General features: G+C 70.1%; 18 protein-coding genes and 1 tRNA gene. 16 read left to right on the top strand and 3 right to left on the bottom strand.

Annotated elements, in window-relative coordinates; all coding sequences use genetic code 11:
* Window positions 1-48: 48 nt before the first annotated feature.
* Window positions 49-1,086 (bottom strand): fatty acid desaturase family protein, encoded by a 1,038-nt coding sequence (locus ADL15_RS19010; protein WP_067692580.1) that lies wholly within the window; start codon window positions 1,084-1,086, stop codon window positions 49-51.
* Window positions 1,087-1,202: 116 nt separating this feature from the next.
* Between ADL15_RS19010 and ADL15_RS19005 the strand changes: the two genes are divergently transcribed.
* From ADL15_RS19005 to ADL15_RS18945, 13 genes are all read left to right on the top strand, one after another.
* The gene (locus tag ADL15_RS19005) at window positions 1,203-2,468 is read left to right on the top strand and encodes a sensor histidine kinase (RefSeq protein WP_067692577.1); all 1,266 of its coding nucleotides are present in this window, start codon (window positions 1,203-1,205) and stop codon (window positions 2,466-2,468) included.
* Window positions 2,441-3,076 carry a response regulator transcription factor gene (locus tag ADL15_RS19000; protein ID WP_067692574.1) on the top strand — a complete coding sequence of 212 codons (636 nt, stop codon included), beginning with the start codon at window positions 2,441-2,443 and terminating at the stop codon, window positions 3,074-3,076. The genes ADL15_RS19005 and ADL15_RS19000 overlap by 28 nt, the downstream gene beginning before the upstream one ends.
* Window positions 3,077-3,240: 164 nt before the next feature.
* The gene (locus ADL15_RS56470) at window positions 3,241-3,933 is read left to right on the top strand and encodes a DivIVA domain-containing protein (protein WP_067692571.1); all 693 of its coding nucleotides are present in this window, start codon (window positions 3,241-3,243) and stop codon (window positions 3,931-3,933) included.
* 237 nt (window positions 3,934-4,170) lie between these two features.
* Entirely contained in the window at window positions 4,171-4,353 is a 183-nt protein-coding gene (locus tag ADL15_RS18990) for a hypothetical protein (RefSeq protein ID WP_067692568.1), read from the top strand.
* Window positions 4,354-4,512: 159 nt separating this feature from the next.
* Window positions 4,513-5,520 (top strand): SGNH/GDSL hydrolase family protein, encoded by a 1,008-nt coding sequence (locus tag ADL15_RS18985; protein ID WP_067692565.1) that lies wholly within the window; start codon window positions 4,513-4,515, stop codon window positions 5,518-5,520.
* A gap of 29 nt (window positions 5,521-5,549) precedes the next feature.
* Window positions 5,550-6,407: a GDSL-type esterase/lipase family protein gene (locus ADL15_RS18980; protein WP_067692562.1), complete on the top strand. Its 858-nt coding sequence runs from the start codon at window positions 5,550-5,552 to the stop codon at window positions 6,405-6,407.
* A 76-nt stretch (window positions 6,408-6,483) separates the two neighbouring features.
* Window positions 6,484-8,529 (top strand): Ig-like domain-containing protein, encoded by a 2,046-nt coding sequence (locus tag ADL15_RS18975; protein ID WP_067692559.1) that lies wholly within the window; start codon window positions 6,484-6,486, stop codon window positions 8,527-8,529.
* A 138-nt stretch (window positions 8,530-8,667) separates the two neighbouring features.
* On the top strand, window positions 8,668-9,234 hold the full coding sequence (locus ADL15_RS18970) for a hypothetical protein (RefSeq protein WP_157441460.1): 567 nt from the start codon (window positions 8,668-8,670) through the stop codon (window positions 9,232-9,234).
* Between the two features lie 81 nt (window positions 9,235-9,315).
* The gene (locus ADL15_RS18965) at window positions 9,316-10,008 is read left to right on the top strand and encodes a response regulator transcription factor (RefSeq protein ID WP_083971466.1); all 693 of its coding nucleotides are present in this window, start codon (window positions 9,316-9,318) and stop codon (window positions 10,006-10,008) included.
* Window positions 10,005-11,771 carry a sensor histidine kinase gene (locus tag ADL15_RS18960; RefSeq protein ID WP_067692550.1) on the top strand — a complete coding sequence of 589 codons (1,767 nt, stop codon included), beginning with the start codon at window positions 10,005-10,007 and terminating at the stop codon, window positions 11,769-11,771. The genes ADL15_RS18965 and ADL15_RS18960 overlap by 4 nt, the downstream gene beginning before the upstream one ends.
* 136 nt (window positions 11,772-11,907) lie before the next feature.
* Entirely contained in the window at window positions 11,908-13,059 is a 1,152-nt protein-coding gene (locus ADL15_RS18955) for an HlyD family efflux transporter periplasmic adaptor subunit (protein ID WP_198170886.1), read from the top strand.
* A complete protein-coding gene (locus ADL15_RS18950) occupies window positions 13,056-13,751 on the top strand; it encodes an ABC transporter ATP-binding protein (protein WP_067692547.1) in 696 nt (231 codons plus the stop codon). The genes ADL15_RS18955 and ADL15_RS18950 overlap by 4 nt, the downstream gene beginning before the upstream one ends.
* The gene (locus ADL15_RS18945; RefSeq protein WP_067692544.1) at window positions 13,748-14,911 is read left to right on the top strand and encodes an ABC transporter permease; all 1,164 of its coding nucleotides are present in this window, start codon (window positions 13,748-13,750) and stop codon (window positions 14,909-14,911) included. Before ADL15_RS18950 ends, ADL15_RS18945 begins: the two co-directional genes overlap by 4 nt.
* A gap of 132 nt (window positions 14,912-15,043) precedes the next feature.
* Here ADL15_RS18945 and ADL15_RS18940 read toward each other — a convergent pair.
* Both ADL15_RS18940 and ADL15_RS18935 read right to left on the bottom strand, forming a co-directional pair.
* Window positions 15,044-15,118: transfer RNA gene (locus ADL15_RS18940), tRNA-Val, on the bottom strand.
* Between the two features lie 63 nt (window positions 15,119-15,181).
* Entirely contained in the window at window positions 15,182-15,589 is a 408-nt protein-coding gene (locus ADL15_RS18935) for a TIGR02611 family protein (RefSeq protein ID WP_067692541.1), read from the bottom strand.
* 276 nt (window positions 15,590-15,865) lie between these two features.
* On the opposite strand from ADL15_RS18935, the gene ADL15_RS18930 reads away from it, so the two are divergent.
* From ADL15_RS18930 to ADL15_RS18920, 3 genes are all read left to right on the top strand, one after another.
* Window positions 15,866-16,297, top strand: a complete 432-nt coding sequence (locus ADL15_RS18930) for an SsgA family sporulation/cell division regulator (protein WP_014446635.1) — start codon at window positions 15,866-15,868, stop codon at window positions 16,295-16,297.
* Between the two features lie 349 nt (window positions 16,298-16,646).
* Window positions 16,647-17,423, top strand: coding sequence for an AraC family transcriptional regulator (locus tag ADL15_RS18925; protein WP_394326940.1), 777 nt, complete (start codon window positions 16,647-16,649; stop codon window positions 17,421-17,423).
* A 66-nt stretch (window positions 17,424-17,489) separates the two neighbouring features.
* On the top strand, window positions 17,490-17,945 hold the full coding sequence (locus ADL15_RS18920) for an RrF2 family transcriptional regulator (RefSeq protein WP_067692535.1): 456 nt from the start codon (window positions 17,490-17,492) through the stop codon (window positions 17,943-17,945).
* Window positions 17,946-18,000: the final 55 nt, after the last annotated feature.

The raw sequence follows: 18,000 nt of genomic DNA, 5'->3' as shown, positions 1-18,000 counted from the left end.
GTGGCCCTGAGCGGGTTCACCGCGTCAGGGCCACCCCGGAGTCCGTCGTCAGGCGCTCTTCCCCGCCCGTTCGTCGCGCAGCGGCGCCCCGACCTCGTGCAGGAAACGCAGGGCCTGCCGGTACGACTCGATCAGCCCGGTCTGCACGTACGGCACGCCGATCTCGGCGCAGTACTGCCGGACGATCGGTTGCGCCTTGCGCAGATTCGGGCTCGGCATGGCCGGGAAGAGGTGGTGCTCGATCTGGTGGTTCAGGCCGCCCAGCGCGACGTCGACGAACCAGCCGCCGGTCACGTTCCGGGACGTCACCACCTGCTTGCGCAGGAAGTCCTCGTCACCGGTCGGGTGCGGCATGCCCTTGTGGTTCGGCGCGAAGGTCATCCCCAGGTAGAGGCCGAACAGCGCCTGGTGCACGACCGCGAACGCGATCGCCTGCAGCGGGGACAGCACGATGAACAGCGCGCTCAGGTAGACGGCGAAGTGCACGACGAGCAGCACGCTCTCCAGGACCGGGCGCTTGACCAGGCCGGCCCGGATCGCCTTGACGCTGGCGAGCTTCAGGTCGAGGCCGAGCAGGGTCAGCAGCGGGAAGAACAGTCCGGCCTGGTGACGCGTGACGAACCCGGCCAGCCCACGGCGGCCGAGCGCCGACTTGGTCGCCCAGATCAGCACCTCGGGCGCCACGTCCGGGTCGAGGTCGTCGTGGTTCGGGTTGCTGTGGTGGCGCGAGTGCTTCTCCATCCACCAGCCGTAACTCATCCCGATGCCGAGGTTGCCGGCCACCCGGCCGGCGATCTCACTCGGCTGCCGGGTGCGGAACACCTGCCGGTGGGCCAGGTCGTGGGCGACCAGTGCCAGCTGCGCGAACGCCACGGCCAGGAAGACCGCCGTGACCAGGTTCCACCAGGACTCGCCGATCACGGCGAAAGCCGTCCAGCCCGCGATCACCAACAGGCCCACCACGGTCAGACGCACGGCGTAGTAGGCCGGTCGTCGCCGCATGAGACCGAGCGCGTTGATCCTCCGATTCAGCTCTGCGAAATCACTGCCGGAGTGCGGGGCCCGCCGGGCTGCGGTTGTCGTCATCCTTCCAGTGTCCGGAATCCGGGCCGGGCGGTCAGGAGTATCAGAGCCCAGCCGCTTTGGGGTGCCAGCACCCTTGCGACCGCCGGACGATTTCGCGGAAGCGCCATGATGGTGGCATGACGCCCCGAGCCCGGGTCCGCGCCGGCCTTCTCGCAACCGTGGACGGCCTGTTCGCCACCGTGCTCGGATTACTCAACGTGCCGGTGCTCGCACTCTGGCTGATCGGACTGCTGCTCAGCCCGATACCGACTCTCGGCATCGAGCTGCTGAGCGTTACCACCACCGTCGTACGGTGGCGTGCCGACCTCGAACGCCGCCTGGCCGCACGGGCCGGCATCCCGATCCGCCGGCCCTACCCGCCGGCGCCGGACCGCGCCGAGTTCGGCGGCCCGGCGTGGCTGCGCTGGATCGTCCGGGACCCGGCCACCTGGCGGGACGTCGCCTGGCTGCTGCCCGGCGCGCTGGTCGGGGTGCTGCTCGGCCTGATCACCGTCGCGATCCCGGTCTACGGCCTGGCCGGCGTGGGCCTGCTGCCGCTCTGGCTGCACCTGGGTGACGTGTGGTTCGGCTACGGCGTGTTCTGGCCCACCACCGACCTGCGCGAAGCCTGGCTGGCCCTCCCACAGGGGCTGGCGATCCTCGGGGCCGGCCTGCTCCTGGCCCCGCAGCTGCGGCGGGTGGACGTCCTCTTCGCCCGGCTCTTCCTGGCGCCGACCAACTCCGCCGAGCTGCGGCTGCGGGTCGCCCACCTGACCACCACCCGGGCCGACGCCATCGACGCGCAGGCCGCCGAGCTGCGCCGGATCGAGCGTGACCTGCACGACGGCCCGCAGGCCCGGATGGTGTCGGTGGGCATGACGATCGGGCTCGCCGAACGCCTGGTCCGCCACGACCCGGCCGCCGCGCTCAAGCTGCTCGCCGAGGCCCGGATGGCCAGCACCGCCGCGCTCGTCGAGCTGCGTCACCTGGTCCGCGGCATCCACCCGCCGGTGCTGGCCGAGCGGGGTCTGGAGGGCGCGGTGCAGGCCCTGGCCATGAGCCTGCCGGTGAACACCGAGGTCTCCTCGCATCTGCCGGGCCGGCTGGACACACCCGTCGAGTCGGCGGTCTACTTCGCGGTGGCCGAGACGCTGGCGAACATGGTGCGGCACAGCAAGGCCCGGTCCGCCCGGGTCGCCCTCGGCTACACCGCGGGCATCCTGACCGTCGCGATCGGGGACGACGGCCGGGGCGGCGCCGACCCGGACCGCGGCACCGGCCTGCACGGCATCGAACGCCGGCTCAACGCTTTCGACGGCACGCTGGCGATCTTCTCGCCGCCCGGCGGACCGACCCTCGTGACCATGGAGTTGCCGTGCGCGTTGTCATCGCCGAAGACCTGACCCTGCTGCGGGACGGGCTGACCCGGCTCCTCGAGGCGTTCGACTTCGAGGTGGTGGAGGCCGTCGACAACGGGCCGGCCCTGTTGCCGGCCCTGCTCGGGCACCGGCCGGATGTGGCGATCATCGACGTACGGCTGCCGCCCACGCACACCGACGAGGGGCTGAAGGCGGCCATAGCGGCCCGCACCGCGATCCCCGGCCTCCCGGTGCTGGTGCTGTCCCAGCACGTCGAGCCGCTCTACGCCCGGGAGTTGCTCACCGACCGCACCGGCGGGATCGGCTACCTGCTCAAGGAACGGGTCTCGGACGTCGAGCAGTTCGTCCACGCGGTCCGGCAGGTGGCCGGCGGCGGCACCGCGTTCGATCCGGAGGTGGTCGCGCAGCTGCTGGCCCGCCGGGAGCCCCTGGCCGGGCTGAGCCCGCGCGAGCTCGAGGTGCTCACCCACATCGCCGAGGGCCGGTCGAACGCGGCCATCGCCGGCCGGATGTTCATCACCGAGAAAGTGGTGAGCAAGTACATCAACAACATCTTCACGAAGCTCGGCATGCCGCCGTCCGAGGACGACAACCGGCGGGTCCTGGCCGTGCTCAAGTTCCTCGACGCGTGATCCCGCTCTCCCATGGATCTTGACCGCCGTGTCCGGCCGGACCGGGACGCGTAGAGTGGCCTTGCTCCAGTCCCCCGGTCAGGGCCGTACCCCGGCGGACTCCGGCCCCGTGGGGAGCCCCGGGCCGGCCCGCGCCTGACCATCAACGCGACCCGAGGAGCACCGTGCCTCTGACACCAGCCGAGATCCACAACATCGAGTTCGGTAAAGCCTCCCTCGGCAAGCGGGGCTACGACGAGGAGCAGGTCGACACGCTCCTGGACGAGATCACCCAAGAGATGATCCGGCTGCTGGAGGAGAACAACGCCCTGCAGAACCAGCTGCCCCGCAACGCGCCGCAGCAGCAGCCGTCCGGCCCCAGCACCGAGGCCGCCGAGGCCGCGATCGCGGCGGCCGCCGCCGAGCTGGACCGCGCCCGCCGCGCCTGCGACCAGGCCGAGCAGAATGCCCGCCAGGTGCACCGTCAGCTCGAGCAGGCCCGCCCGGCCGCCGCGGCGGCCACCGCCATCATCTCCACCACCAGCGAGAACCAGCTGCAGGACCGTGTCCTGGCCGCGGCGCAGCGCACCGCCGACAACTACCTGCAGGACGCCGGCGAGGAGTCACAGGCGTTGATCGCCGACACCCAGCTGCGCTGCGACCGGCTGATCGACGACGCGCGCCGGGCCGCCGGCGACATCGAGCAGAACGCCCACCGCCAGCACAGCGAGGCGGTGGCCACGCTCACCGCCCGCCGCGCCGACCTGCTGCGCGAGATCAGCGACCTGACCAAGTTCGCCGCGGACTACCACGCCGCGCTGCAGAACCAGATGGCTCGCCAGGGCCGCCTGCTGGACGGCACCGCCGAACCCCTCTGACGATCCGCTGTCCGCTTCCGGTCACCCCTTTTCCGGTACGGACACGGAGCGCCCGCCCGCAGGCTACGAGCCGGGTCCCGCCCGTGAGGCCTCCGCGAGACCGCTGCCCCTCCGGGCCACAGCGCGCCCCGAGACCTCGGCTGGTGCTCAGGGGTGTCTCGAGGGCGCGGACGCACCCCTGGAAGCCAGCCGGGGGCCGGAGGCTTATCGGGGGCCTGGAACGGGCAAGGGATCTTCATGGTGCTTCCCGGACCCGATCCCGAGCTCTACCCGCCGATCGACCCGAACGAGCCGGTCCCGGACGACCCGGGCGAGCTGTCCCCGGACACTCCGGAGACGCTGCCGGCCGCGCCGATCGAACCGATGCCGGGCCCGGACGACCCGGATTCGGTGCCGTTCGGCGAACCCGAACCGGTCTGACCCGACCCTGCGCCCACCACATGCCCGCCCTCCGTCGAGGGCGGGCATGTTGTTTGACCGAGGGGCGGCGCAGGTCGCTCACGCATTGACACGTTTCGATTCGAACGTAACCATGTTCACACGAACGTAATGGGAGCGCTCCCGAATCGGAGGCGAGTCATGCGACGATGCATCGTTCTGGCGACGACCGCGCTGCTGAGTCTCGGCGGCTGGCTGATCGCCCCACCGGCCCGGGCCGCCGTCGGGGACGGGTCACCGAGCGACACCAACATCAGCTTCGTGGGCCGCTGGAACAGCACGAACACCTCCGCGTACGTGCCGTACTGGGCCGGCGCGTACCTCCGGGTCGGTTTCACCGGCCGGACGGTGAAGCTCAGGCAACGCAACGCCGTCGACCTGTGGGCGAGCGTCGACGGGCGGGCGTTCACCGCGTACGGCAAGGTCTCCGGCACGGTCGACCTGACACCGGCCGGGCTGGCGAGCGGGAACCACACGCTGATCGTCAGCTACCGGCAGGTGGCCGGGTCGTACACCGGTGACGCGGTCTTCCAGGGGCTGGTGCTGGACGCCGGCGCGGCCACGTTCAAGGCGCCGGCCCGGAGCCGGCTGATCGAGTTCGTCGGCGACTCGATCACCGCGGGCACCACGAGCAGCCAGCTCGCCGTGACCGACTACGGCTTCGTGACCGGTGAGCGGCTGGGCGCCGACCACACCCAGATCGCGATCGGCGGCATGTGCCTGTCGGAGACCTCGGACGGCTGCTGGGCGCACGAGACCCGCTACTGGATGTCCAGCGGGGGCCAGGCCGGCACCGACCTGTGGAACTTCAGCCGCTACACCCCCGCCGCCGTGGTGATCAACCTGGGCACCAACGACAAGAGCCACGGCGTGGGCGGCACGGACTTCCAGACGAAGTACGTCACGTTCCTGACCAGGATCCGGGCCAAGTTCCCGAACGCCAAGCTCTACGCGATGCGCACCTTCATCGGCCGGTACGCGGCCGAGACCAAGGCGGCGGTCCAGGCCCGCAACAGCGCCGGTGACGCCGCGGTGTTCTACGTCGACACCACCGGCTGGCTGCCCGCGGACGGCCTGAGCGACTCGGTCCACCCGAACGACAAGGGCCACCTGGCGATCGCCACCAAGCTCGTACCGATCCTGTCCTGACCATCCCCAGAAAGCGCAGGAGCATCCCCGTGAAGACCCTCCTCGTGGCACTGGCCACCACCCTGCTCACCGCCGGCCTCGGCACCCCCGCCCGAGCCGCCACCACCGACCCCGCCCCGGCCGTCCCCTGCGCCGACACCGCCGCCGGCACCAGCACCCGGGCCGCCGCCCTCCCGGCGATCAAGGTGTGGATGGCCGGCGACTCGACGATGATGAACGCCAGCACCTGCCCGATCGGCTGGGGCAGCCAGTTCCCGTCGTACCTGACCACCGACGCGACCGTGCAGAACAGCGCGGTCGGCGGCCGCAGCATCCAGACCTGGCTGTACGAGGGCAACGTCACCAGTGTGAAGAACGCGGCCGGCGAGTGCACGCTCAGCTCGACGGCGTACAGCACCCGGTGGTCGGCCATGCTGAACGCGACCACCGGGATGAAGTCCGGCGACTACCTGATCGTCCAGTTCGGCATCAACGACGGCGACTCGGCCTGCCCGCGACACGTCGGCACGGCCCGTTTCCAGCAGCTGCTCGGCGTGATGGCGGCGGCCGCCAAGGCCCGCGGCGCCAAGCCGATCTTCGTCACCCCGGTCGCGGCGATCACCTGCAGCGGCAGCACCGCGGTCGGCAACCGGGGCTTCGTCACCGAGACGAAGAACGCCGCCACCGCCAACGGGGTGCCGGTCATCGACCTGCACGCCCGCAGCGTCGCGCTCTACAACCAGCTGAAGCTCTGCCCGAACAACGGCGATTACACCCAGGGCGCGGTCGGCGCGTTCTTCTGCAACGACCACACCCACTTCGAGGCGGCCGGCGCCAAGCAGATCGCCGGCCTGATCGCCACCGCCCTCCGCGAGCAGAGCATCCCGCTGGCGGCCTACCTGGCCTGACCGGACCTCCCGTGCCACCCCGAGGGATCGACGTACTCAACTACTAAGATCCCCGGGAACACGGGAGGACAACTGCATGCAGAACACCAAGGCCAGGCGTGCGCTCGCCGCCCTGGCCGCACTCACCGCGCCCTTCGCCCTGTCCGCGCCCGCCCGGGCCAGCGACGCGCTGCCCCTGGGCGCGGGCGCGACGGTGCAGGCCGCGGCCGCGCCGGGCAGCATCTTCACGGCGCCGCTGTCGGTCACCAACACCGGCACGGTCCCGATCGACGGCGTCGCCGTCTCGTTCTTCGGGATCGACGGGTTCACCACCGAGAGCCGGTTCCGCAACTGCACCTACGACATCTTCGGCGAGCTGGACGCCTGCGTCTTCGACCGGACGCTGGAGCCGGGCAGGTCGTACCGGGTGGATCTGCCGTTGCGCGCCCCGGCCGACGCCTACGCGCCGAGCACCATGAGGACGTCGTTCACCTGGGAGAAGAAGGCGTTCCACCACCCGACCGGCACACCCGGTGACGGCGTGAGCGTGCCACTGGTCGACGACGTGACGCCTGAGGAGGTGGGCGTCTACCCCTGGCAGTACCTGGACCTCGCGTTCACCGGCCGGCACAGCGCGGATCTGGTCGCCACCGGCGGCAAGTTCCAGGGCGCGGCCGGCGACGTGGTCCAGGTCAAAGCCGTCGTCCGCAACGACGGCCCCGCCACGCTCAAGTGGATCGGCACCGGCGTGCCGCACGGCCTCGTGGTCGTCACGCTCCCGCCGGGCACGTCCGTGCAGAGCGCCCCGTCGCGGTGTGCGCCCGCCACGGCCGAGCAGCGGACCCGCACCGACGCGGTGCAGTACGCCTGCGTCCTCGACGGCTCCTTCAAGACCGGCACGTTCTACGCCATGAACCTGCCGTTCAGCCTGCGGATCGACGAGGTCATCCAGGACGCGACCGGCACGGTCGAGGTGAACCCGGCGTGCACGTGCGAGCGCTTCGCCGACGACCTGGACACCTCCAACGACACCGCGCCGCTGATCCTCAACCCGGCGCCGACCGCTCCGGGCGGCACCGACACCAACCCGCCGGTCGTCACCGCCACCGGCCTCACCGAGGGCCAGCTGCTCGGCTGGTACCGCGACATCACCCCGTCCTGGTCCGACGACGTCGCCGTGACCACGGTGGAGGTCCTGGTGAACGGCGTGGTCACCGCGACCTATCAGAGCCCGCTGCCGGCACAGGTCCGCGTCGTGCTGCCGACCGCGGTGCACGAGCAGAACGCCCGGGTCACCATCCGCGCCTTCGACGCGGCCGGAAACACCGGAGAGAAGACCACGACGGTACGGGCGGACGTGCTCAGTCCCGACGCGACGGTCACACCGGCGTTCGGGGCGCGCCTTCACGGTGTCGTCACGCTCCAGGCCACGAACGTCTCCACTGACACGGCCCGCGTCGAGCTGGTCGACGCGTCCGGGAGGGTCGCCGCCCGCAGCACCGCGGCACCGTGGACGTTGACCTGGGACACCCGCGGCCTCAACGGCGCGCAGTCCGTCGCGGTCCGCGTCTTCGACGAGGCCGGCAACGGCAGCTACCACCCGGGCACCTACGACGTCGACAACGCCGGCCCGGCGGTCAGCTCGGTGACCCCGGCCAACGGGACGCTGGTGCGCGGCAGTGTGCGCACCACCGCGAAGGCCACCGACCCGAGCGGCATCCGCTCGGCGCGGGTCACCGGCGGCGCGGCCACCAGCTCGCCGTGGGCCTGGACGGTCACCCCGAAGGCGCAGGGCAACCACATCGTCGAGTGGGTCGTCACCGACAACCTGGGCAACACCACCGTCGCCCGCCGGGTCGTCGTCAACGACACCGTCGCCCCCGCGCTGAGCCTCACCAAGGCGCCGAAGAACAACGCGAAGCTGACGAGGACCACGACACTCACCGCCTCCGCGAGCGACCGGAACGGCGTCGCCAAGGTCCAGCTGCTCGTCAACGGCAAGGTGGCCGGCACCGACACGAAGGCCGGCTACACCTTCACGCTGAACCCGAAGAAGTACGGCAAGAAGTTCACCGTCCAGCTCCGCGCCTACGACAGGGCCGGCAACACCAAGACCCTGGCCAAGCGAACCTACCGCCGCTGACCCCGCACGACAGGCGCCCGCCGGGATCGGTCACCCGATCCCGGCGGACACTCGTACCCACAAAGAAGTAACCGCGACAAACGGCGGACCCGCAGCCTGCTAGCAAGATCTGAACATCGCTTTGCGAGGGTGCCCGTCATGTCATATCGAATGCGCTACGTGGCGGCGACCATCAGCCTCGCCGTCCTGCTCACCGGCTGCTCCAGCGGGAGCGGTGCGAAGGATGCGCCGCCGGTGGCCACGTTGCAGAGCGGGGCGGCGCCGTCCGGTGCGTCCGACAGTGATCAGCGACCGGTGTATCCGATCGATGCCACCGCCGATCAGATCGCAGCGATCGTCAAGCCGTGGACCGACTGCCTGAAGAAGGAGGGCGTCAAGAAGCCGGACGTAGCCGTGTTGCTGGTGGTGCAGAAGGGTGTCACCGGCGAGCATCCGGAGGACATCGGGTCCGAGGCGGATGTGGCCGCCTGGAAGGCCTGCGAGTCGCGGCAGCCGGAGTCTGCCGAGCAGCATCTGTTGCGTACCAACCCGGCCGAGTTGAAGGACAACCAGCGCGAGATGTACCGGTGTGCCCAGGCTGCGGGCTACAAGCTGACCGCCCCCGACCCGCAGACCGGCCAGTTCGGCCTCACCGAGATCGGCCCGAACGGCGACTTCAACTCGGAGAAGATGCAGGAGTGCCGCCGCCAGGCGTTCGCGAACTGAGCCGCACGGCACGACAGAGGTGATGTCAGGAACCGATTAGCTTTGCGGGTGGCCGCCCGGCGTCCGGTTATGGTCCTCGCCGTGGGCGGATATCTGCTGGTGGCGGAGGACGACAAGGGTCAGGCGGAGGTGCTCCGGCGCTATCTGACCGCCGAGGGCTACGACACGGTCGTGGTGCACGACGGACTGGCCGCGCTTGATCACGTACGGCGACGCAGCCCGGATCTTCTCGTCCTGGACGTGATGATGCCCGGGCTGGACGGCCTGACCGTAGCCCGCATCCTGAGGGCCGAGTCGGCGGTCCCGATCCTGATGCTGACGGCCCGGGCCGGCGAGGACGATCTGCTCGCCGGACTGGACGGCGGCGCGGACGACTACCTGACGAAGCCCTACAGTCCGCGCGAGCTGACCGCACGGGCACGGGCGTTGCTACGGCGCAGCAACGCCCGTGCCCGTGCGGACGAGACGGTGTTGACGGTCGGAAAGCTCGTCGTCGACATCGGGCGACATCAGGTGCATGCCGACGGCGAACCGGTGCAGTGCACGCCGGGGGAATTCGCGATCCTGGCAGCGCTGGCCGAACAGCCGGAGCGGGTGTTCACGCGAGCGCAGCTGCTGGAGTACACCAACGGTGTGGAGCGGGACTCGGTGGAACGGACCATCGACGTTCATGTCCTCAACCTGCGGCGCAAGATCGAGCCGAACCCGAAACGGCCGGTCCGTCTGGTGACGGTGTACGGGATCGGCTACAAGCTGACCGCGGGTCCGGCGTGACCCGCGTACCCCCGCATCGCAGTCTGGTCCTTCGCCTGCTGGTCACCTCGGCGGCGATCGCGATCGCCGCCGTCCTGGCGACGTCCTGGCTGTCCGCCCGGTCCACGTCGCAGACGATCCGGCAGGAGATCGGCCAGTCGTTGAGCGACGACAAGAGCGTCTACGACGAACTGCTCACCTACGGCGCGACCCACCACGACTGGTCGGGCGTCCAGCCGCTGGTCGCCGACCGGGCCCGCGCCCTGGGTCGCCGGATCACCCTGATGACCGAGAACCGGGAGGTGATCCTCGATTCGGCGGCCGGCCCGTCGCTGGAACTCGCCCGGCCCTCCGCGCTGGTTGATCCGCTGTCGGTGGATCTGTCACTCACCGGGGGTACCGAACGCATCGATCCTCGGATTGTCGGCCCGTATCGGCTGACACCCGCGGATCAGAAGCGGATCCACCGGCAACTCGATGAGGCACTGGAGTGCGTGCGCAGTTTCGGCAGCGAGGCGATCATCACGCCGGGGCCGCACGGGCGTCCGAGGCTGTCGCTCACCCGGGTGGTCAAGCAACCGTACCTGTGCTCCCTCATTCCCGGCGTGACCAGAAGCGAACGCGGCCCGCTGGAGGCGCTGCGGAAGCTCGTCGCCGCATGCGCGGACGACACGGCAGTGACGATCACCCCGGACCTCGTCGTCACCGTCCTCGACCCGGCCAAGGGGGTGCCGATCCCGGACCGGACCGATCGGGCCGCTCAGTGCCTCAACAACGCTCGGCACACCCAGCTCCAGTCGTACGTCGCGCCGCCCGCACTACTCTTCGTGACCGGCCCGGGGGACCCGGCCGCCCCGCCGGTGTCCCCGTTCTCCCGGCGCAACCTGGTACGTCTCGGCACCACCACCACCGTGGTGCTGATCCTCGCCGTGCTGCTCACCGTCGTGGTCGGCGGCCGGATGGTCCGGCCGTTGCGGACCCTGACCGAGGCGGCCCGGCGACCCGGCGGGTATCGGCGTGCGCCGGTGACCGGCAAGGACGAGATCGGCCTGCTGGCGGCCGCGCTCAATGAGATGGCCGAGCACCGGGAGCACTCCGAGAATCAGCGCAAGGCCATGGTCAACGATGTCGCCCACGAACTGCGCAACCCGCTGGCCAACATCCGTAGCTGGCTGGAGGCGGCTCAGGACGGCCTGGCCACGATCGACGGCCCGACCCTGACGTTGCTGTACGACGAGACCGTGCACCTGCAACACATCGTCGACGATCTGCGGGACCTGGCCGCCGCCGACGCCGGCAGCCTGCGGATGCATCCCGAACCGATGCACCTCGACGACGCGATCGAGCAGGTACTCGAGGTGCACCACCCGAGCGCCGCGACCGCCGGCGTGTCGCTGGCCCTGTCCTTCGACGGCGAACCTCTGGTGGTCGCCGACCCGGTGCGGCTGCGTCAGCTCGTCGGCAACCTGCTGTCGAACGCCATCCGGCACAGCAGCCGGGGCGGTACCGTCACCGTTCGGGCATCCGCCGACGCGGGCCGGTTGACGATCGCGGTGGCCGATACCGGCGACGGGATCGCCGAGCCGGACCTGCCGAAGGTTTTCGACCGTTTCTGGCGGGCCGACAGATCGCGCGCCCGCTCCACCGGCGGCAGCGGCCTGGGCCTGTCGATCGCCCGTAAGATCGCCGAGGCGCACGGCGGGAACATCACCGTGGCGAGCACGCTCGGCGCCGGTACGACGTTCACCGCCGTCGTGACCGAACAGCCTTCCCCCGTGACCTGAGGCCAGGCACACCGCGGAACCTCTCGCGCGGATCCGATGGTGCTCGGCGGCTCACCGAGGCCAAACAGGATCCTGATGTCGAGGTCTCATGATCTCGGCCATGAGTAGGAGCCGAAGACCACCGATCGTTCTGGCGGTGGTTCTGATCGTGGGTGCGACGTTCGTCGCGGACTGGTGGGCACGCCACCGTGACGACACGGGTGAACCGGTGACACCGCCGTCGGCCCTGGCCACTGCGGAGCTCGTCCGGCAGGACATGTCAACGAGCATCTCCCTGGCCGGCCGGCTGGGGCACGGGACCGCCCGCCAGGTGAAGGGCGGCCGTCCCGGCATCCTCACCTGGTTACCGCCGCCGGGCAGGACACTGAAACGCGGCGGGACGCTCTACCGGATCGACGACGACCCGGTTCCGCTCTTCTACGGCAACACCCCGCTCTTCCGTACGCTGGACAGGGTCAACACCGTGGGCCGTGACGTGCGCGTGGTGGCCGAGAACCTCAAAGCCCTCGGCTATGCGGTGGGGCGGCGTCACCAGCCCGGTGACCGCGTACGGCAGACGACCACCGTGACCGCGGAGGAGCAGAGCGCCCCCGCCGTGGCGGGCTCTGCCGGGCCCGGCACCGGACAGCCGGCCACGCCGCCCGCCTCGGTCACGACCTGGATCACGGTACGCAAGGGCGAGGACGTGCTCACGCCGACGTTGCTCCGGGCGATCAAGAAGTGGCGCGACGATGCCGGACTCCTCCCCTCGGGCTCCCTGGGGATCGGTGACGTCGCGGTGCTGCCCCGGGCGGTACGCGTGGAGAGCACCATCGCACAGGTGGGCGACAGCGCCGAGACGGCGATCCTGACCGTCACCTCCACGAGCAAGGTCGTCACCGTCGACCTCGAGCCCACCGCGGCCGCGAGCATGCGACAGGGCGACAAGGTCGAGGTCCGGCTGCCGGACGACAAGACGCTGCCCGGAGAGGTGGACACCGTCGCGACCGCGGTGACCGACGACCCCGACGGTGCCCCGAAACTCACCCTGACCATCTCGCTGGACGCCCCGTCGGCGGTCACGAACCTGGACGCCGCCCCGGTCGAGGTGACCTTTCCCGGGGAGACCCACCGTGACGTCCTGGCCGCGCCCGTCGGCGCGCTGGTCGCCCTGGCCGAGGGCGGCTACGCCGTACAGGTGTCCGGCGGGGGACTGGTCGAGGTGCAGACCGGGATCTTCGCCGGCGGGCTGGTCGAGGTCAGTGGCGCCGGGGTGAGCGAGGGTACCCGCGTGGTGACCACCTCATGACCATCTACGGCACCCACGCCGCGGCGACGCCGGTACTGGGCGTACGGGACGTCAGCATGGTCTATCCCGGCGGCGTGACCGCTCTCGACGACGTCTCCCTGACGATCCGGAAAGGCGACCTGCTGGCCATCGTCGGCCCGTCCGGGTCAGGAAAGTCGACCCTGCTCAACGTCATGGGCACCCTGGACCGCCCGACGGCCGGCACCGTGCTGGTCGGCGAGGACGACGTCGCCGGCCTATCCGACCGGCAGCTGTCGGAGCTGCGCAGCCGGCGGCTGGGCTTCGTGTTCCAGCAGTTCCATCTGAGCAGTGGGCTGACCGCGACGGAGAATGTCGCCACCGGCCTGCTCTACGCCGGCGTGCCGCGACGACAGCGACGCCCGATGGCGCGGGAGGCACTCGCCCGTGTCGGACTGGCCCACCGTGCCGACCACCGTCCCCATCAACTCTCGGGGGGCGAGCGGCAACGGGTGGCCATCGCCCGCGCCGTGGTCAACAACCCCGACCTGGTGCTGGCCGACGAACCCACGGGAGCCCTCGACACCCGCAACGGGCAGGCCGTGCTCGAACTGCTGCGCCGGTTGAACGCCGAGGGGGCCTCCATCGCCGTCATCACCCACGACCGCGACATCGCCGCCGCACTACCGCGTCGTGTCGAGATCCGGGACGGACGTCTGGTGTCCGACCGATGAGGCTCAAACCGCTTGACCTGCTCGAACTCGGGTTGCTCGGCGTCCGTACACGGCGTGCGCGGGCCGCTCTGTCCGCGCTGGGCATCGCCATCGGCATCGCCACCATGGTCGTGGTGACCGGCATCCCCGCGTCGAGCGGCGCCGCCCTGCAGCGCAAACTGGCCGCGCTGGGCGCCGACATGCTGCAGATCGTTCCCGCCCAGCAGGATCGGCCGATCCCGCTGCCCGCCGAGTCGGTGGCGATGGTGCAGCGGATCGGCCCGGTGACCGCGGTTAGTGCCGTCGCCGGCACCTCGGCGCTGGTGCGCCGCTCGGACCGCCTCGACCCGGCCGACGGCTCGGGCCTGATCGTCCGCGCCACCCGGTCCGACCTGCTCGACGTGCTGCGCGCACGGGTCCGATCCGGGCACTGGTTCACCGCGGCTGAGCAGCGTTATCCCACCGTGGTCCTCGGCTCGGTGGCGGCCGTTCGGCTCGGCTTCGACACCCCCGGCCAGCAGGTCGTCATCGGCAACCACCCGTTCACGGTGACCGGAATCCTGGACACGATCGCCCTCTCCCCCGAGATCGACCGATCCGTGCTCGTCGGCTGGGAGACCGCGCGAACGACGCTCGGCTACCGGGGCGGGCCCACCATGATCTTCGTACGGGTCAGGGAGGATGCGGTGGAGGCGGTCCGGGCGGTGCTGCCGGAAACCGTGCATCCGGAACGTCCGGACACGGTCACCGTCACGCGGCCCTCCGACGCCCTGGCCGCGAAACGCGCCGCCGAGTCGACCTTCTCCGTGCTCATGCTCGCCCTCGCGGCGGTGGCCTTGCTGGTCGGCGGGGTCGGTGTAGCCAACACCATGGTCATCTCCGTGCTCGAACGCCGCTCCGAGATCGGACTGCGAAGAGCCCTGGGCAGCAGCCGAGGACAGATACGGGCCCAGTTCCTCACCGAGGCGGTCGTCCTGTCCACCCTCGGCGGCGCGGCGGGCGTTGCGCTGGGACTACTACTCACGGCAGCCTATGCCATCCACCAGGGTTGGCCGCTGGTCATGCCATTACCGGCGTTGCTCGCCGGCTTGGCCGGCTCGATCGTGGTCGGTGGCGTGGCCGGCGTCTACCCGTCCGTCCACGCCGCCCGGCTGACGCCCACCGAGGCGCTCGCCTCGTGACGGCTGCACCTGCTGAAGGGTCCCCACCCGGGAGCGGTCAGGTGGGGAGCAGAACAATTCTGATCCCATAACCATGACAAAAGGTCCACCGCATTGGATCATCGCGGTGGACCTTTTCGCAGCTCAACCTGCTGGTGGGCGATACTGGGATCGAACCAGTGACCTCTCCGGTGTGAACGGAGCGCTCTCCCGCTGAGCTAATCGCCCTCAACGAGATAGAACTCTACCGGACGGCTTTCCCGCCGCGCGAATCGGGGTTCCCACCATGTGTCATCGCTGCGCCAGCCAGTCCTGCGCGACCTGGATCAGGTCGATGCCCAGGCTGAGCCGGAGGGCACCCCACACCACCGCGGTCACGAAGATCATCCCGAGGACGCCGATCAGGCCACGCATCGGCCAGCTCTGCCGCCCGATCCAGTGGGTCCAACTCAGCACGTGCCGCTTGGTGAACTCGAGCAGACTCTTCGCCCAGGCGAACTCGAGCGCCAGGATCGCCAGACCGAGGATCACGATGGCCCAGCCCGGCCCGGGGAACGGGATCAGGACGATGCCGACGGCCACCACGAGGGTGCCCAGCACCCCGATGCCGATCTTGAGAGCCAGCCGCCCACTCGGGTTCGAACGGATACGGTCGAGCAGACGCACGCCCGTAGCCTCGTCGTCCGGTTTTACACCCATTTCATCCCCCAGTGTTCCGGAGCCCCGTCACTACCCGGGAGGAATGGACGTTACCGGAGTAAGTCAACTGCTGGACCACCCGACGCCGGGCGGAACCGAGTACATGGGCATAACAGGACAAGATATCTAATTGCGTCCTGGACGGCGGGCTTTTCGGAACCGTCTTCCCACTACTGGGTGAGATCAGCGTATGGCGGAGCGTAACGACAGGGATCACCTGAGTATGGGAAACGCGGGGTTCACCAGCCTCGCAGCGGTGCCGGGGGGAGTTCGTCCATGAGTACCATTCGTCCAACGACCGTCGAGGTCGAAACCTCGCTGCGGCTCGTAGCACCAGACGCGACGGCACTGCCCGTTCGCGCCAGTCTGCGCTACGACCCGGCGGACCCGTATGCGGTACATGTGTTGTTCCACGCAGAATCAGCCGGTGGGGAAGCCGTGAGCTGGTCCTTTGCGCGGGAACTGCTGGTTACCGGGCTCGATGAGCCGGCGGGTATCGGCGATGTCCGGGTGTGGCCGTGGGCCACACCGCGAGGGGATTTCGTCGCACTGGCGCTGTCGTCACCCGACGGCAACGCGCTGTTCGAAGTGCCGCGCAGCGTCCTCGTCCGATTCCTGCGGCGCACCTACGTGGTGGTGCCGCGCGGACGGGAATCAGACCACCTGGATGTGGACGCGGCGGTCAATCGCCTGCTCGCCGGACGGTGAGGGGCAGCGTCACCTAGAAGTACCGATCGCATGTGAACAGGGCGACCCGCACGGCCTCTGCCGGTCCGTGCGGGTCGCCCTTTATCCGGGAAAGGTCCGGATCTCCGAAAAGAGATCGGAATCGGACGTATAGCGAATACCGAGGCACTAAACGGACATATAACCCGGTCGGTGCAGTAAGGGATGCGTCGACGTCCATCGACGGTTACCGTCAGGCACGATGCCTGTACTCACTCACCGCGCCGAGCGTGCACCTGACTGTGAACCGCCCACCTGGGCGGGGGTCGGTGGCTGCGCCCTGCCGGTGGCGGCGGGAGCCGCCACCGGGTTGCTCGAGTGCCATGCACTCGTGCTGACGACCACGGGGCCGTTGCTGGTCGACGTCGATTTCACCTCCCATCTGGCCGGACCGGGCACCCTCCTCTGGGTACGCCCGGGCCAGGCCATCCACTTCGACATCCCGGGCGAACGCCCCGCGGGGGACGACAAGCGGCGCGACGACGCCGTGACGATCGTCTTCCGGGCCGGCCTGTTCGCATCCGAGGAACTCCCGGGCCTGACACCGGATGATCCGGACGGTCCGGCCCGTACCCCTCTGGTCCTCCCGGACCCGGAGGTCTTCCGCGCGGCGATGGACCACCTCGCCGCCGACGCGGCCGGCCCACCGGGCCGGATAGCCACCGCCCTGCTGCACCATCAGCTCGCGGCCCTGCTGTTGCGGGTCCGTCTGCTGGACAGTGGCGGGGACGACCCCGGCAACGTGGAGAGCCGCACGTTCGAGCGGTTCCGCCGCCGGCTGGAGGACGGTTATCCGTCCAGCCGCCGGGTCGAGGACTACGCGGCCGAGCTGAACTGCTCGGTGCGCACCCTGACCCGGGCCAGCCTGTCGGTGACCGGCCGGACCGCCAAACAGGTGGTCGACGACCGGGTGGCCCTGCAGGCCCGCCGGCTGCTGGCCGCCACCGATCTGTCGGTGGCCGAGGTGGGCCGGATCCTGGGGTTCGGGGAACCGACGAACTTCGGCCGGTTCTTCCATCGGGAGACCGCATTGAGCCCGGGCCAGTTCCGGGCCCGATTCGCCGACCGTCCGGGTGGCATTCCCGGACAGAGACTGCCCGCTGACTGAAAGTTAATTCCCATATCGCCCTGGGGTATGTGCACCGGGGATGCGTGGGCGAGGCAGAATAGCCGAGTGCAGATCTCCGCGCGCGGCGACTACGCGGTCCGGGCAGCGCTCAGCTTGGCGCAGGCCTACCCGTCATTGATGTCCGCCCAAGCCATCGCCCAAGACCAGGAAATGCCTCGCAAGTTCCTCGAGGCAGTGCTCGCCGATCTGCGCCGCGCCGGGGTGGTGCGGGCGCAGCGCGGCGCCGAGGGTGGGTACACGTTGTCCCACCCACCGCGGGACGTGACGATCGGCCAGATCCTGCGGGCCGTCGACGGCCCGCTGGCCGGTGTGCGCGGCCTCCGCCCGGAGGAGACCCAGTACGCGGGGGCCGCCGAGAATCTGCCCAACCTCTGGGTCGCGGTGCGAGCCGCGGTCCGCGAGGTGGTCGACGAGGTCAGCCTGGCCGAATTGATCAGTGGCCGGATGCCGGCGCACGTCCGCAAACTGACCACGCGGCCGGACGCCTGGCAACCTCGGTAAAACCACGTTTGTCGAAACGTCCGATAGGGAATTCAGGGTGCGATCGCACAACTGT

This window comes from Actinoplanes awajinensis subsp. mycoplanecinus, from assembly GCF_001509495.1.
Taxonomy (GTDB): domain Bacteria; phylum Actinomycetota; class Actinomycetes; order Mycobacteriales; family Micromonosporaceae; genus Actinoplanes; species Actinoplanes palleronii.
Note: the sequence above shows the minus strand (reverse complement) of the source record. Positions and strands in the feature narration are given on the sequence as shown.

Bases quoted from the DNA above. Each gene is read 5' to 3' on its own strand.
- ADL15_RS19010 (WP_067692580.1), bottom strand. From the start codon at position 1,086: ATGACGACAACCGCAGCCCGGCGGGCCCCGCACTCCGGCAGTGATTTC.
- ADL15_RS19005 (WP_067692577.1), top strand. From the start codon at position 1,203: ATGACGCCCCGAGCCCGGGTCCGCGCCGGCCTTCTCGCAACCGTGGAC.
- ADL15_RS18990 (WP_067692568.1), top strand. From the start codon at position 4,171: ATGGTGCTTCCCGGACCCGATCCCGAGCTCTACCCGCCGATCGACCCG.
- ADL15_RS18985 (WP_067692565.1), top strand. From the start codon at position 4,513: ATGCGACGATGCATCGTTCTGGCGACGACCGCGCTGCTGAGTCTCGGC.
- ADL15_RS18975 (WP_067692559.1), top strand. From the start codon at position 6,484: ATGCAGAACACCAAGGCCAGGCGTGCGCTCGCCGCCCTGGCCGCACTC.
- ADL15_RS18970 (WP_157441460.1), top strand. From the start codon at position 8,668: ATGTCATATCGAATGCGCTACGTGGCGGCGACCATCAGCCTCGCCGTC.
- ADL15_RS18950 (WP_067692547.1), top strand. From the start codon at position 13,056: ATGACCATCTACGGCACCCACGCCGCGGCGACGCCGGTACTGGGCGTA.
- ADL15_RS18945 (WP_067692544.1), top strand. From the start codon at position 13,748: ATGAGGCTCAAACCGCTTGACCTGCTCGAACTCGGGTTGCTCGGCGTC.
- ADL15_RS18935 (WP_067692541.1), bottom strand. From the start codon at position 15,589: ATGGGTGTAAAACCGGACGACGAGGCTACGGGCGTGCGTCTGCTCGAC.
- ADL15_RS18930 (WP_014446635.1), top strand. From the start codon at position 15,866: ATGAGTACCATTCGTCCAACGACCGTCGAGGTCGAAACCTCGCTGCGG.